This is a genomic window from Phaeospirillum tilakii (assembly GCF_042683125.1).
Lineage (GTDB): Bacteria > Pseudomonadota > Alphaproteobacteria > Rhodospirillales > Magnetospirillaceae > Phaeospirillum > Phaeospirillum tilakii.
This window is the reverse complement of the sequence record NZ_JBHUIY010000013.1, coordinates 63,234-75,636: the sequence shown is the minus strand read 5'-3', so window position 1 is coordinate 75,636 and position 12,403 is coordinate 63,234. Positions and strand designations below refer to the sequence as shown.

Below are 12,403 nucleotides of genomic sequence, written 5' to 3'. Positions count from 1 at the left end.
CCGCCGCCCCCAGCCCGGAGAACGCGATGACCGCTCACCCCAGCGTCCCGCCCGAGGCGGATCCCGCCGCCCTGCGCGCCCGGCTCGCCGCCCTGCGCGCCGCCCCGGCCACCCCGCCCCGCGCCCTGGCCCAGACCCTCAACGAACTGTCCGGGGTGCTGTACGGCCTCAACCAGAGCGACGAGGCCGACCGTCTCGCCGCCGAGGCGGTCGGGGCCGCCCGCGCGGGGATGGCGGAAGATCCCGACGCCACCCGCTTCGTGCTGGTCGCGGCCGAGATCAACCATGCCGGCGGCCGGCTGCGCCAGGGCGCGATCGAGGACGCCGCCGCCGGGCTGGCCACCGCCGCCGACACCTTCCGCGCCGGCGGCGAGGCCGGCCGGCCGTTCCTCGGCGCGATGGTCGAGGCGCTGCACCGCGCCGCCCAGGCCTTCGCCGATTTCGAACGGTGGGATCTGGCGCTCGACATGCGGCGGCGGACGGTCGATCTGTTCGGCGAGACCCCGCCCGGGGCGGCGGTGCAGATCCTGGCCCTGACCCTGATCCAGTCGGCGGTCGGCCCCGGCCTCGACCCGGCCCGGGCGGTCAGCCACGCCGAGGAGGCCACCGGCCTCGCCCGCCTGCTGCGGCGCGAGGGCGGCGAGACCGACCAGGGGCTGCGGCTGCTGCTGGCCCAGGCGCTCGGCACCCTGGCCGGCTGCCGCCACCGCGCCGGACAGGATTCGAGCGGGCTGGAAGCGGCGCTGGAGGCGGTCGAGCTGCTGCATGCGCTGGTGCCGGACAACCCGCTGGCGGCGGTGCCGTCGCTGGTGGCGACGCTGGAAAGTTTGGGGGCGATCCTGGACTCGCTTGGTCTGGCCGAACAGGCCGCCTCGGTCGCCGGCCAGCTCGCCACCCTCCAGGACAGTCTTGCCCGGATGAACAGCGCGCCGGCCTGAAACAAAGGGGCTGGCGCCGGCCAAGGGGCGGGGCGCCCCTTGGCGATCCCCCCGGAGGGCCGGTCGGCCCTCCACCCTTGGTAACGTGTCGGGATGGTCCCGGCGCGACAGAACGACGGAAGGAAGACCACGATGCGGAATGGCGGTGCGGCGCTGGTGCTGGCGGCCTCGATCATTCTCGGCGGCGGGCTGGCGATGGCGCAGGGGCTGCCCGGCTTCGGCGGCAGCAGCAGCAACGGTGGCGGCGCGGCCTCGCCGCTCGGCCAGATGATCGGCAATCAGGCCGGGGCGCTGGTGGACAAGGCCCTGCCCGACGTCTCCGGGCTGGCGCTGCCCAACACCACCGGGCTGCTCGGCTACTGTCTCAAGAACCAGTTGCTGAAGCAGTCGGGCGCCTCGACCCTGCTCGGCCAGTTGAGCGGCCGCAACGACGTCCAGACCTCCAACGGCTTCCGCCTCGGCGAGCAGGGCCGGATCGAAACCGCCAACGGCGCGGTCTATTCGCTCGACGGCCTCAAGGACTCGCTGAAGTCGAAGATGTGCGACATGGTGTTCGACCACGCCAAGTCGCTGATGTAACCCCGACCGGCGGTGCCCCTGGCTCCCTTGAGAAAATCAAAGGGGGTCCGGGGCATCGCCCCGGCCGGGTGTGGGCGGGAGCCCACCTGCCGTTACTTGCCACCGACCAGCGCCGCCAACCCGACGAAGGCCGGCAGCGGATGACGGATCAACCGGGTGGGGATCCCGGCGAGATAGGACTGGAACCGCCCATGCGCCTCGAAGCGGGCGCGGAAGCCGGAGGCGCGGAAGGCCTCGGCCATCCGGGGCAGGATGCCGCCGGCGAGGAACACCCCGCCATGCGCCCCGAAGGTCAGGGCCAGATTGCCGGCCACCGTTCCCAGCATGGCGAAGAACAGCTCGACCGCCTCGCGGCAGACCGGATCGCTGCCGTCGAGGCCGTGGGCGCTGATCACGTCGGGGGTGCTGAACACCACCTGATGACCCGACAGCGCGCACAGCGCCTGATAGAGATTGACCAGCCCCTGGCCCGACAGCACCCGCTCGGCCGAGACATGGTCGAAGCGGGCGCGCAGCCAGTCGAGCACCGCCGCCTCGCGGTCGGTGGCGGGAGCCATGGTGACGTGACCGCCCTCGCCCGCCACGCCCTGCCAGCCGCCGCCGGGCAGCGGCACCAGCCCGGCGACGCCGAGCCCGGTGCCGGGGCCGAGCGCCACCAGCGGAAAGCCGGCCCGCGCCGTGCCGCCGCCGACCGTCAGCAGGTCGGCGGCGCCGAGATGAGGCGCGGCCAGGGCGACGGCGGCGAAATCGTTGACCGCGTCGAGCCGGTCGAGCCCGAGCGCGGCGCGGGTTTCCTCCAGCGAGAAGCGCCAGGGCGAGTTGGTCAGCGCCACCTCGTCGCCGTCGATCGGGCAGGCGATGGCGAAGGCGGCGCGATCGGGCACGGCGCCTTCGCCCGGCCCGGCGAGATAGGCCCGCGCCGCCTCGACCGGCGAGGGGTAATCGGCGCAGCGCAGCACCTCGGGCGCGCCGACGCTGCCGTCGGCTCCGACCAGGGCGAAGCGGGCATGGGTGCCGCCGATGTCGGCGACCAGTCCCGGGGCCAAGGTCACAGCCCGCGCTCGGCGATCAGGCCGGCATAGAGGTCCTGGTAATGCTGGGCGGCGCGGCTCCAGGAGAAATCCTGGGCCAGCCCGGCCTCGACGATGCGGCGCCAGCGGTCGGGATCGCGATAGAGCGACACCGCCCGCTCGATCGCCCACTGGAAGGCGCCGGCATTGGAATGCTCGAACACGAAGGCGTTGGCGCTGCCGTTGATCAGGGTGTCGTAGCTGGTATCGACCAGGGTATCGGCCAGCCCGCCGACGGCGTGGCCGACCGGCACGGTGCCGTAGCGGAAGGCGTAAAGCTGGGTCAGGCCACAGGGTTCGAAGCGGGACGGCATCAGCAGCATGTCGCCGCCGGCGATCAGGCGGTGGGCCAGCGGCTCGGAATAGCCGATATGCACCGCAACCTGATCGGGATGGGCGGCGGCGGCGGCGAGGAAGGCCTGTTCGAGGGCGCGGTCGCCGGTGCCGATCACCCCGACCTGGGCGCCCTGGGCCAGGATCGCCGGCAGCACCGCCAGCAGCAGGTCCATTCCCTTCTGCTCGGTCAGCCGGGTCACCACCACCAGCAGCGGGGTGTGCGGCTGGGGCTGGAGCCCCAGTTCATTCAGCAGCGCCGCCTTGTTGGCGGCCTTGCCGGCGGCATCGCCCGGCTTGAACACGCGGGCGAGATGGCGGTCGGTGGCCGGGTCCCACACCTGATAATCGGCGCCGTTGAGGATGCCGGTCAGCACCCCGGCCCGCCACGCCAGCAACCCTTCCATCCCGTAGCCGAAGGCCGGGGTCTGGATCTCGCGGGCATAACGCGGGCTGACGGTGGTCAGGCGGTCGGCGTAATAGATGCCGCCCTTGAGGAACGACAGGGTGTCGTAATATTCGAGCCCCTCGGGGGCGTACATGTCGGCCGGCAGGCCGAGCCGGGCCACCAGATCGGCGCCGTAGCGGCCCTGATAGGCGATGTTGTGGATGGTGAACACCGTGCCGGCGCGGCCGGGGGTGTTCCAGGCCTGGAGCCAGGCCGGGGCGAGGCCGGTCTGCCAGTCGTTGCAGTGGAGGATCTGCGGCCGCCAGTCGAGCGGGCTGCCCTCGCACGACAACGCCGCCGCCGCCCAGGACAGCAGGCCGAAGCGCAGCCCGTTATCGGGCCAGTCGCGCCCGGCGAGGTCGGTGTAGGGGCCGCCGTCGCGGGCGTAAAGGGCGGGACAATCGAGCAGCCACACCGTCACCCCGCTGTCGGGCATGCGGCCCTCGATCAGCACCACCTCGCTGCCGGTGGCGAGCGGATCGCCGAGGCGGGCCAGCTCGCGCCGGTCGGTGGTGGCCGACAGCGCGGCGGGATAGCCGGGCATCAGGATCCGCACCTCGTGGCCCGCCGCCGCCAGCGCCGCCGGCAAAGCGGACGAGACGTCGCCGAGGCCGCCGGTCTTGACCAGGGGAAAGACTTCCGAGGACGCAAACAGCACGCGCATGATCGTTTCCCTCCAGGACCCGCCACCGCCCTTGCCCGCAGGGTAGCGTGGATCGCGCCCCCGGTCGAGGGGCGGCTGGCCGGGCCGGCCGGCCGCCGCCGTCAACCGGCGCGCGACGAGGTCAGTTGCAGAAAGATGTCTTCGAGATCGGTCTGTTCGGTGGTGAGATCGACGATGCCGAGCCCGGCGGCGGCGATCTCGGCCAGGATCGCCCCCACCGCCACCTCGGACGGACGGTAGCGGATCACCATCCGCCGCCCCGGCCGCAATTCGGGGGCGAAGCGGGCCAGCGCCGGCGGCAGGCCGGCCGGGTCGAGGTCCCGGTCGAGCGTCAGCAGCAGGGTCTTGCCGTCGATCCGCCCCAGCAGCGCGGCGGTGGTGTCGAGCGCCGCCAGCTTGCCGTGGTTGATGATGGCGATGCGGTCACAGAGCTGCTCCGCCTCCTCCAGGTAATGGGTGGTCAGCAGGATGGTGACGCCCTGGGCGTTCATCCCCCGCACCGCTTCCCACAGATGCTGGCGCAGTTCGAGATCGACCCCGGCGGTCGGCTCGTCGAGCACCAGCACCGGCGGCGAATGGACCATCGCCTTGGCCACCAGCAGGCGGCGGCGCATCCCGCCCGACAGGGTGCGGGCGTAGGAATCCGCCTTGTCGGCCAGACCGACGATGTCGAGGATCTCCATCGTCCGCCGCTCGGCGCGCGGCACCCCGTACATCCCGGCCTGGACGTCGAGCAGCTCGCGCGGGGTGAAGAACGGATCGAGGTTGAGTTCCTGCGGCACCACCCCGATCGCCGCCTTGGCGGCGCGGGGGGTGCGGTCGATGTCGCGGTCCCAGATCCGCGCCGTGCCGGCGGTCTTGATCACCAGCCCGGCCAGGATGTTGATCAGGGTGCTCTTGCCGGCGCCGTTGGGGCCGAGCAGGCCGAAGAAGGCCCCGCGCGGCACGTCGAGGCTGACGCCGTCGAGCGCCCGCTTGCCGCCGCGATAGACCTTGGTCAGGCCGGTGACCGACACCGCCGCCGCCGGCAGGGCGGCGCGGGGGGGATGAGAGTCTGTTTGAACCATCGCCGCCAATGGGTATCATCCGGCCCTGTTCCTGTCCACCCGAGCCAGCATAGGGGATGCCGTCGATGCCCTCCTTCTCCGCGATTCCCCCGACCGAACCGGTCCGCGCCGCCACCAGCCCGGTCGCCTGCGACGGCGACGTCGCCCACGGGCTCGGCCATCCCCGGGTGTTCCTCGACCTGCCGCCGGGCGGCGAGGTGGTCTGCCCCTATTGCTCGCGGCTGTTCCTGTCGAGCGCCGCCGCCCCGGCCGAGGCGGCGGCATCTTGAGCGAGCCGACCGGGACGCCGCGCCATCTGGTCCTGATCGACGGATCGGGCTTCATCTTCCGCGCCTTCCACGCCCTGCCGCCGATGAGCCGGGGCGACGGCACCCCGGTCAACGCGGTCTACGGCTTCACCACCATGCTGCTGAAGCTGCTGGCCGACAGCGACGCCGACCATCTGGCGGTGGTGTTCGACAGTTCGCGCGCCACCTTCCGCCGCGAGATCTATCCCGCCTACAAGGCCCACCGCCCGCCGCCGCCCGAGGAGCTGGTGCCGCAATTCGCCCTGGTGCGCGAGGCGGTCGCCGCCTGCGACGTCGCCGGGATCGAGCTGGACGGGTTCGAGGCCGACGACCTGATCGCCACCTATGCCCGGCTCGGCCGCGAGGCCGGGGCGCGGGTGACGGTGGTGTCGTCCGACAAGGACCTGATGCAGCTGGTCGGGCCGCAGGTGGCGATGCTCGACCCGATCAAGAGCCGCGCCATCGATGAAGCGGCGGTGCGCGAGAAGTTCGGGGTCGGCCCGGAGCGGGTGGTCGATGTCCAGGCGCTGTGCGGCGACGCCACCGACAACGTCCCCGGGGTGCCCGGGATCGGCATCAAGACCGCCGCCCAGTTGATCGGCGAATATGGCGACCTCGACAGCCTGCTGGCCCGCGCCGGCGAGATCCGCCAGCCCAAGCGGCGCCAGACCCTGCTCGACCATGCCGAGATGGCCCGCCTGTCGCGCGAACTGGTGCGGCTGCGCGACGACGCCCCGCCGCCGCTGCCGCTGAGCGGGCTCGCGGTGCGGCCGCTCGACCCGGCCCGGCTCGGCGCCTTCCTGACCGAACAGGGCTTCCGCTCGCTGCTCGGCCGGCTGGAGCGCGACGGCGCCACCCCGGCGCCCCGCCCCGCCCCCCGCCCCATCGCGCCGCCGCCCGACGCGATCCATGCCGCCGCCCCCGCCGCCGAGGCCGCCCCGGCGGTCAGCCTGCCGCGCGACGGCTACCGCCTCGTCACCGACCTCGCCGACCTCGACCGCTGGATCGCCCGCGCCACCGAGGCCGGACTGGTCGGCTTCGACACCGAGACGGATTCGCTCGACGCGGTGCGGGCCAATCTGGTCGGGGTGTCGCTGGCGGTGGCCCCGGGCGAGGCCTGCTACATCCCGCTGCGCCACAGCGCCCCGGCCGAACAGGGCAGCCTCGATCTCGGCGGCGGCGACGCTGCCCCGGCCGCCGCCGGCCCGACCCTGCCGCCGGTGGACCAGATCCTCGACCGGCTGCGCCCGCTGCTGGCCGATCCCTCGGTGCTGAAGGTCGGCCACAACATCAAGTTCGACATGCAGGTGCTGGCCGGGCTCGGCCTGAATGTAACGCCGCTCGACGACACCATGCTGCTGTCCTACGTGCTCGACGGCGCCAGCCACGGCCACGGCCTCGACGAACTGGCCCTGCGCCATCTCGGCCACGCCACCATCCCCTATGCGGCGGTGTGCGGCAGCGGCAGGAAGCAGATCACCTTCGACCGCGTCCCGCTCGATCAGGCCCGCGACTACGCCGCCGAGGACGCCGACGTCACCCTGCGCCTGCACGCCCTGCTCAAGCCGCGCCTGCTGGCCGAGCGGATGAGCACGGTCTACGAGACGCTGGAGCGCCCGCTGGTGCCGGTGATCGTGGCGATGGAGCGGGAAGGCATCAAGGTCGATCGCGCCGCGCTGGCCGCTTTGTCCGAGGATTTCGCCCAGCGCCTCACCACGTTGGAGGCGCAGGTGATCGCCCTCAATGACGGCGAGGCGTTCAACCTCGCCTCGCCCCAGCAATTGGGCAAGGTGCTGTTCGAGCGGCTCGGCCTGCCCGGCGGCAAGAAGACCAAGACCGGCCAGTGGGCCACCCGCGCCGACATCCTGGAGGAACTGGCCCCGCTGCACGAGCTGCCGGCCCGCCTGCTCGACTGGCGCCAACTGGCCAAGCTGAAAAGCACCTACAGCGACGCCCTGGTTGCCCAGATCAACCCCGCCACCGGCCGGGTCCACACCAGCTTCTCGCTGGCCGCCACCACCACCGGCCGGCTGTCCTCGTCCGATCCCAACCTCCAGAACATCCCGATCCGCAGCGAGGAAGGCCGCAAGATCCGCCGCGCCTTCGTCGCCGAGCCCGGCCACCTGCTGGTCTCGGCCGACTATTCCCAGATCGAGCTGCGGCTGGTCGCCCACGTCGCCGGGATCCAGGCCCTCCAGGCCGCCTTCGCCAGCGGGGCCGACATCCACGCCACCACCGCCGCCGAGATCTTCGGCGTCGCCCCCGATCAGGTCGATGGCGCCCTGCGCCGCCGCGCCAAGGCGATCAATTTCGGCATCATCTACGGCATCAGCGCCTTCGGCCTCGCCCACCAGCTCGGCATCCCCCAAGGCGAGGCCCGGGCCTATATCGAGGCCTATTTCCGCCGCTATCCCGAGATCCCCGCCTACATGGAGCGGACCAAGGCCGAAGCGCGCGAGCACGGCTTCGTCCGCACCCCGCTCGGGCGCAAGGTGTTCACCCCCGGCATCCACGACAAGAACGCCGCCGCCCGCGCCTTCGCCGAGCGCGCCGCGATCAACGGCCCGATCCAGGGCGGCGCCGCCGACATCATCAAGCTGGCGATGGTCCGGCTGCCGGCGGCGCTGGAACAGGCGGGACTCAAGGCGCGGCTGCTGCTCCAGGTCCATGACGAACTGGTGCTGGAGGCGCCCGAGGCCGAGGCCGACGCCACCTGCGCCGCCGTCAGAGCGGTGATGGAGAACGCGGTGAGTCTGGCGGTGCCGCTGCTGGTCGAGGCCAAGGCCGCCGCCAGTTGGGGCGAGGCGCATTAAGTCGAGAGGCGCTGCCTCTCGACGCTCTCCGCCCAGGGCCACAGGCCCTGGGAACCCGTTACTCTTCCGGGCGCAGCAGCCAGCCCTTGTCGGTCTTGAGGAACTTGTATTCGCGGTTGACGATGTGGCGGCGTTCGCCCTTGCTGAAATCGCCGTAGGTCTGCCGCACCACGATCGGGCCGCCGATCATGGTGGCCAGGCTTTGCAGCGCCTCGCCGGCATCGTTGGGCTTGGCCGGATGCAGCACGTCCTCGACATATTCCTGGTACGACTTGTTGAAGACGATGTCGTATTCGACGATCGCGGTGTAATGGCTGTCGTCAACCTTGTAGCCATTGCTCTGCTTGATCGCATCGTAGCGCAGCAGCTCGTTGTCCTGAAGCTGCTGCCGCACCGCGTCCTCGACCGCGCCGCTGCCCGGCTTGTCGGAGCAGGCCGCCACCGCCAGCACCGCCGCCGCCACCATCATGGTACGCCACCGTGCCATGCCCCGCCCTCCCGTTTGGTTGTCGCCTGACTTTACCCGCGTCGCGCCCCCAATGCCGCCAATTTTTGGGGTCCAGGGGCCTTGCGGCCCCTGGCGGGCGCGGGCGGAGCCCGCATCACAGCAGCAGCCGGGGCCCCTCCCCGTCCGCCACCGGCAACGGCCCGAGACATTCACTCTCCGGCGCGGCCCGGAACACCGCCCCCGAGCGGTTGACGGCATAACAGAAGGCGCAGCCGCGCGGGCAGGTGTCGTAGGCGCCGATGTCGCGGCTGTCGGCGCAGCCGCAGCCGGGGCGGTTGGGCCGGGGCCGCGCCGCCACCGAGCGGGGCCGGCCCCAGGCGGCGGCGACCCGTTCCAGCCGGCGCGGGTCGATGCAGGACGCCGCCGGCAGCCCGCTGGCCGCCACCAGCGCCGGCTGGCAGCACAGCGCCAGCCGCATCCCCCGCGCCGCCGCCAGCCCGGCCAGTTCGGCCAGCAACGCCTGCTTGGCGGCGGGGGGCGGGTCGCTCCAGCCCTCGCCGAGCTGGGCGAGCCGGCGCTCGACCTTGCGATAGAAGGTGGCGAACGACACCACCACCTCGTCACAGGCCCCCTCCAGCGCGGCGGCGAGGGCGGCGAAACGGTCACGATGCCATTCGGGCGGGGTGCGCGGGCCGATCAGCACCGGGTCGTAGCGCCACACCAGCGCCTCGGGGCCGTGACGGGCGGCCAGGGCGCGGAAGGCGGCGATCCGCCGCGCCGGGTCGCCGCCGCGTTCCAGCGGGGCGGGATAATCGGTCAAAGTGTGCTGGAGCACGAACGGCAGGCCGGCGGCGCGCACCGCCTCGAACCCGGCCTCGAAGCGGGCGGGATCGCGGCTCCAGAACACGTAGCCGTCCACCCCGACCCGCAGCGGCACCGCCGCCACCCCGCCGCCATACGGATTGACCACCAGCGCCCGGCCGGCGCGGAAACGGGCGAGGAACCACTCGGCGTGATAGGCCGGGATGTCGCTGCGGTAGCTGGCCGAGATGATCATCCCGCCAGGGTAAGACCGCCGCCGGCCGAAGGGAACCGCTGTCGGGGGCCGGGCGCCGCCATGCTATGCTGGGGCCGGTTCGCGCCGAGGACGGAGGCCCGCCTTGCCCAAGATCGATCCCAACGCCCTGCCGGTGCTGACCGGCACATCCTATCCCCCGCCGCATGACGCCCCCTGCGCGGCGCGGCGGGTGCAACGGCTGGCCGCCGCCGGCGGGCTCGGCCAGTTCGGAGTCAATCTGGTGGTGCTGCCGCCGGGCAGTTGGTCGAGCCAGCGCCACTGGCACAGCGCCGAGGAGGAATTCGTCTATGTGCTGGCGGGGGAACTGACCCTGGTCGAGGACCAGGGTGAAACCCTGCTGCGGGCCGGCGACGCCGCCGCCTTTCCCGCCGGCGGCAACGGCCACCACCTGCGGAACCTGTCGGACGCCGAGGCCCGTTTCCTCGCCATCGGCAGCCGGATCGACGCCGATCACGGCGAATATCCCGACATCGACCTCGCCTTCGAACCCGACCGCTACCGCCAGGGACCACGCTACCGCCGCAAGGACAGTGGGGCCGGCTGAAACGCCGCCCCGCCGCCCGGGTCAGGCCCCGCCGGGGCCGGGGCGGGACTCGCCGCCCTGGCCGGCCTCGGCCGCGCCGAGCCGGTGCAGGTCGGCGGCGATGCCGTTGAGCAGCGACAGCTCGACCTCGTCCACCGCGCCGGTGTCCAGCCGCCACGCCACCAGCCGCGCCAGCTTGATCGCCAGTTCGCCCAAATGCTCGGACGGCGTTTCCGCCAGTTGCAGAATCATCAGCACGATCCGATCGACCGTCTGGCGGATTTCCTCGTCCTCGCCGCCGGGCTTTCCTTCGAACCGCCGCACCAGGGCGTCAAGAATCGTGACGCTTTCATTACTGAAATATGACATTTCCCCCATCACCTCTTTTCCATCCGGCCCGCAGCCCCCCCCGCGACACTCGGGCGCAACCATCTATCGCAAATAGACCGCTTGTTCGCCAGCGACAAAATAACGCATTTGTTTTGTTTTTGTGTGAAAATGAGATACGCTTTTGGTATTGAAAACTTACTTTACAGATAACCAAAGGTTGCCGCTATTGTGATTTGAGATGATCTTTGGTCATCAAAATTCAAATGATAAACAACCAAATTCCTTGACCAGCCCACCCCACTCGCCCGGAATCCGGCGCCGCCGCATTATTTCGCGACAAAAAGGCGCCCCACCCCGTTCCGGCGCGGACAGGCGGGGCGCGGGGAGACCGGGGCGGCGGCGCCGCCCCGATCCGCGTCAGCGCACCGCCACCAGGGCGTGGCGTTTCCGCCCGGCCGACAGTTTGATCCCGCCCGCGCCGGCCAGATCGGCCAGGGTCAGGCACCGCCCCGCCTCGGCCACCGCGACGCCGTTGACCCGCGCCCCGCCACCGGCGATCAGGCGGCGGGCCTCGCCCTTCGACGCCGCCAGCCCCGCCCCCACCAGCAGATCGACCAAGGCGAGGCCGGCCGCCAGCTCGGCCCGCGCCACCGCGACGGTCGGCAGCCCCTCGGCCCCGCCGCCGGCCTCGAAGGTCAGCCGGGCGGTTTCGGCGGCGGCGCGGGCCGCCTCGGCGCCATGCACCAGCGCGGTGACGTGATCGGCCAGGATCTTCTTGGCCGCGTTGATCTCGCTGCCGCCGAGCGCGGCCAGCCGGGCGATTTCGTCCAGCGGCAGTTCGGTGAACAGCCGGAGGAAGCGGCCGACATCCTCATCCTCGCTGTTGCGCCAGAACTGCCAGAAGCCGTAGGCCGACAGGCGCTCGGGGTTGAGCCACACCGCCCCGCCCGCGCTCTTGCCCATCTTGACCCCCGAGGCGGTGGTCAGCAGCGGGCAGGTCAGGCCGAACAGCGCGCGCCCGTCGATCCGGCGGCCCAGCTCGACCCCGTTGACGATGTTGCCCCACTGGTCCGATCCGCCCAGCTGCAACACGCAGCCGTGGCGGCGCGACAGCTCGACGAAATCGTAGGCCTGGAGCAGCATGTAATTGAATTCAAGGAAGGTCAGCGCCTGTTCGCGGTCGAGGCGCTGCTTGACCGAATCGAAGCTCAGCATCCGGTTGACGGTGAAATGGCGGCCGAAATCGCGCAGGAAGGCGATGTAGCCCAGCCCGTCGAGCCAGTCGGCATTATCGACCAGCACCGCGTCGCCCGGGCCGGCGCCGAAGCGCAGCAGGCGTTCGAACACCCGGCGGATGCCGGCGATGTTGGCGGCGATGCGGGCATCGTCGAGCATCGGCCGGGTGGTGTCGCGGAAGCTCGGGTCGCCGATCCGGGTGGTGCCGCCGCCCATCAGCACGATCGGCCGGTTGCCGGTGCGCTGCAACCAGCGCAGGGCCAGGATCGACAGCAGGTGGCCGGCATGCAGGCTGTCGGCGGTGGCGTCGAACCCGACATAGGCGGTGACCGCGCCCCGGCCGAAGGCGGCTTCCAGCCCCGCCCGGTCGGTGCATTGATGGAGGAAGCCGCGCTCGGTCATCACGCGGAGGAAATCGGATCGGCTGTCAGGGGTGCCCATGCGGGGTCTCCGAAGAGGCCGCAGGCCGGAGACCCTGCCACTGAGACACCTGCCGCCGACCGTGCGGCGGTGGGGATGTGTCAGTCCATGACCATCGACGCCGCCCTAGGGGGACGGCGCGTAATACCGGCGCGACGGGGCAGGCATC

12 protein-coding genes are annotated in these 12,403 nt (G+C 71.7%); 5 read left to right on the top strand and 7 right to left on the bottom strand.

Translation table 11 applies throughout. The features are described from left to right. Nucleotides 1-26: 26 nt before the first annotated feature. Together ACFSNB_RS08455 and ACFSNB_RS08450 are read left to right on the top strand one after the other, a co-directional pair. Complete coding sequence (locus ACFSNB_RS08455; protein ID WP_377315733.1) at nucleotides 27-938, top strand: hypothetical protein; 912 nt, start codon at nucleotides 27-29, stop codon at nucleotides 936-938. A 132-nt stretch (nucleotides 939-1,070) separates the two neighbouring features. Beyond that, the gene (locus ACFSNB_RS08450; protein WP_377315732.1) at nucleotides 1,071-1,517 is read left to right on the top strand and encodes a DUF2501 domain-containing protein; all 447 of its coding nucleotides are present in this window, start codon (nucleotides 1,071-1,073) and stop codon (nucleotides 1,515-1,517) included. 92 nt (nucleotides 1,518-1,609) lie between these two features. Here the strand turns inward: ACFSNB_RS08450 and glk are convergent, their stop codons facing one another. From glk to ACFSNB_RS08435, 3 genes are all read right to left on the bottom strand, one after another. Beyond that, nucleotides 1,610-2,569: a glucokinase gene (glk, locus tag ACFSNB_RS08445; protein ID WP_377315731.1), complete on the bottom strand. Its 960-nt coding sequence runs from the start codon at nucleotides 2,567-2,569 to the stop codon at nucleotides 1,610-1,612. Further along, a complete protein-coding gene (gene glgA / locus ACFSNB_RS08440; RefSeq protein WP_377315730.1) occupies nucleotides 2,566-4,032 on the bottom strand; it encodes a glycogen synthase GlgA in 1,467 nt (488 codons plus the stop codon). Before glgA ends, glk begins: the two co-directional genes overlap by 4 nt. Before the next feature lie 101 nt (nucleotides 4,033-4,133). Further along, nucleotides 4,134-5,099 carry an ABC transporter ATP-binding protein gene (locus tag ACFSNB_RS08435; RefSeq protein WP_377315729.1) on the bottom strand — a complete coding sequence of 322 codons (966 nt, stop codon included), beginning with the start codon at nucleotides 5,097-5,099 and terminating at the stop codon, nucleotides 4,134-4,136. Nucleotides 5,100-5,164: 65 nt separating this feature from the next. Between ACFSNB_RS08435 and ACFSNB_RS08430 the strand changes: the two genes are divergently transcribed. Both ACFSNB_RS08430 and polA read left to right on the top strand, forming a co-directional pair. Beyond that, on the top strand, nucleotides 5,165-5,368 hold the full coding sequence (locus ACFSNB_RS08430; RefSeq protein WP_377315728.1) for a zinc-finger domain-containing protein: 204 nt from the start codon (nucleotides 5,165-5,167) through the stop codon (nucleotides 5,366-5,368). Then, nucleotides 5,365-8,199, top strand: a complete 2,835-nt coding sequence (gene polA / locus ACFSNB_RS08425) for a DNA polymerase I (protein WP_377315727.1) — start codon at nucleotides 5,365-5,367, stop codon at nucleotides 8,197-8,199. The genes ACFSNB_RS08430 and polA overlap by 4 nt, the downstream gene beginning before the upstream one ends. 58 nt (nucleotides 8,200-8,257) lie before the next feature. Here polA and ACFSNB_RS08420 read toward each other — a convergent pair whose 3' ends face one another. Next, nucleotides 8,258-8,686 carry a hypothetical protein gene (locus tag ACFSNB_RS08420; RefSeq protein WP_377315726.1) on the bottom strand — a complete coding sequence of 143 codons (429 nt, stop codon included), beginning with the start codon at nucleotides 8,684-8,686 and terminating at the stop codon, nucleotides 8,258-8,260. A 115-nt stretch (nucleotides 8,687-8,801) separates the two neighbouring features. Then, nucleotides 8,802-9,704 (bottom strand): DUF1848 family protein, encoded by a 903-nt coding sequence (locus tag ACFSNB_RS08415; protein ID WP_377315725.1) that lies wholly within the window; start codon nucleotides 9,702-9,704, stop codon nucleotides 8,802-8,804. Between the two features lie 103 nt (nucleotides 9,705-9,807). Between ACFSNB_RS08415 and ACFSNB_RS08410 the strand changes: the two genes are divergently transcribed. Continuing rightward, on the top strand, nucleotides 9,808-10,269 hold the full coding sequence (locus tag ACFSNB_RS08410) for a cupin domain-containing protein (protein WP_377315724.1): 462 nt from the start codon (nucleotides 9,808-9,810) through the stop codon (nucleotides 10,267-10,269). Between the two features lie 21 nt (nucleotides 10,270-10,290). Here the strand turns inward: ACFSNB_RS08410 and ACFSNB_RS08405 are convergent, their stop codons facing one another. Next, nucleotides 10,291-10,617, bottom strand: a complete 327-nt coding sequence (locus ACFSNB_RS08405; RefSeq protein WP_377315723.1) for a hypothetical protein — start codon at nucleotides 10,615-10,617, stop codon at nucleotides 10,291-10,293. Between the two features lie 378 nt (nucleotides 10,618-10,995). After that, complete coding sequence (gene tyrS, locus ACFSNB_RS08400; protein ID WP_377315722.1) at nucleotides 10,996-12,255, bottom strand: tyrosine--tRNA ligase; 1,260 nt, start codon at nucleotides 12,253-12,255, stop codon at nucleotides 10,996-10,998. Nucleotides 12,256-12,403 lie beyond the last annotated feature (148 nt).

Coding starts and splice junctions, on each gene's coding strand:
- ACFSNB_RS08455 (WP_377315733.1), top strand. CDS start 27: ATGACCGCTCACCCCAGCGTCCCGCCCGAGGCGGATCCCGCCGCCCTG.
- ACFSNB_RS08450 (WP_377315732.1), top strand. CDS start 1,071: ATGCGGAATGGCGGTGCGGCGCTGGTGCTGGCGGCCTCGATCATTCTC.
- glgA (WP_377315730.1), bottom strand. CDS start 4,032: ATGCGCGTGCTGTTTGCGTCCTCGGAAGTCTTTCCCCTGGTCAAGACC.
- ACFSNB_RS08435 (WP_377315729.1), bottom strand. CDS start 5,099: ATGGTTCAAACAGACTCTCATCCCCCCCGCGCCGCCCTGCCGGCGGCG.
- ACFSNB_RS08430 (WP_377315728.1), top strand. CDS start 5,165: ATGCCCTCCTTCTCCGCGATTCCCCCGACCGAACCGGTCCGCGCCGCC.
- ACFSNB_RS08420 (WP_377315726.1), bottom strand. CDS start 8,686: ATGGCACGGTGGCGTACCATGATGGTGGCGGCGGCGGTGCTGGCGGTG.
- ACFSNB_RS08415 (WP_377315725.1), bottom strand. CDS start 9,704: ATGATCATCTCGGCCAGCTACCGCAGCGACATCCCGGCCTATCACGCC.
- ACFSNB_RS08405 (WP_377315723.1), bottom strand. CDS start 10,617: ATGTCATATTTCAGTAATGAAAGCGTCACGATTCTTGACGCCCTGGTG.
- tyrS (WP_377315722.1), bottom strand. CDS start 12,255: ATGGGCACCCCTGACAGCCGATCCGATTTCCTCCGCGTGATGACCGAG.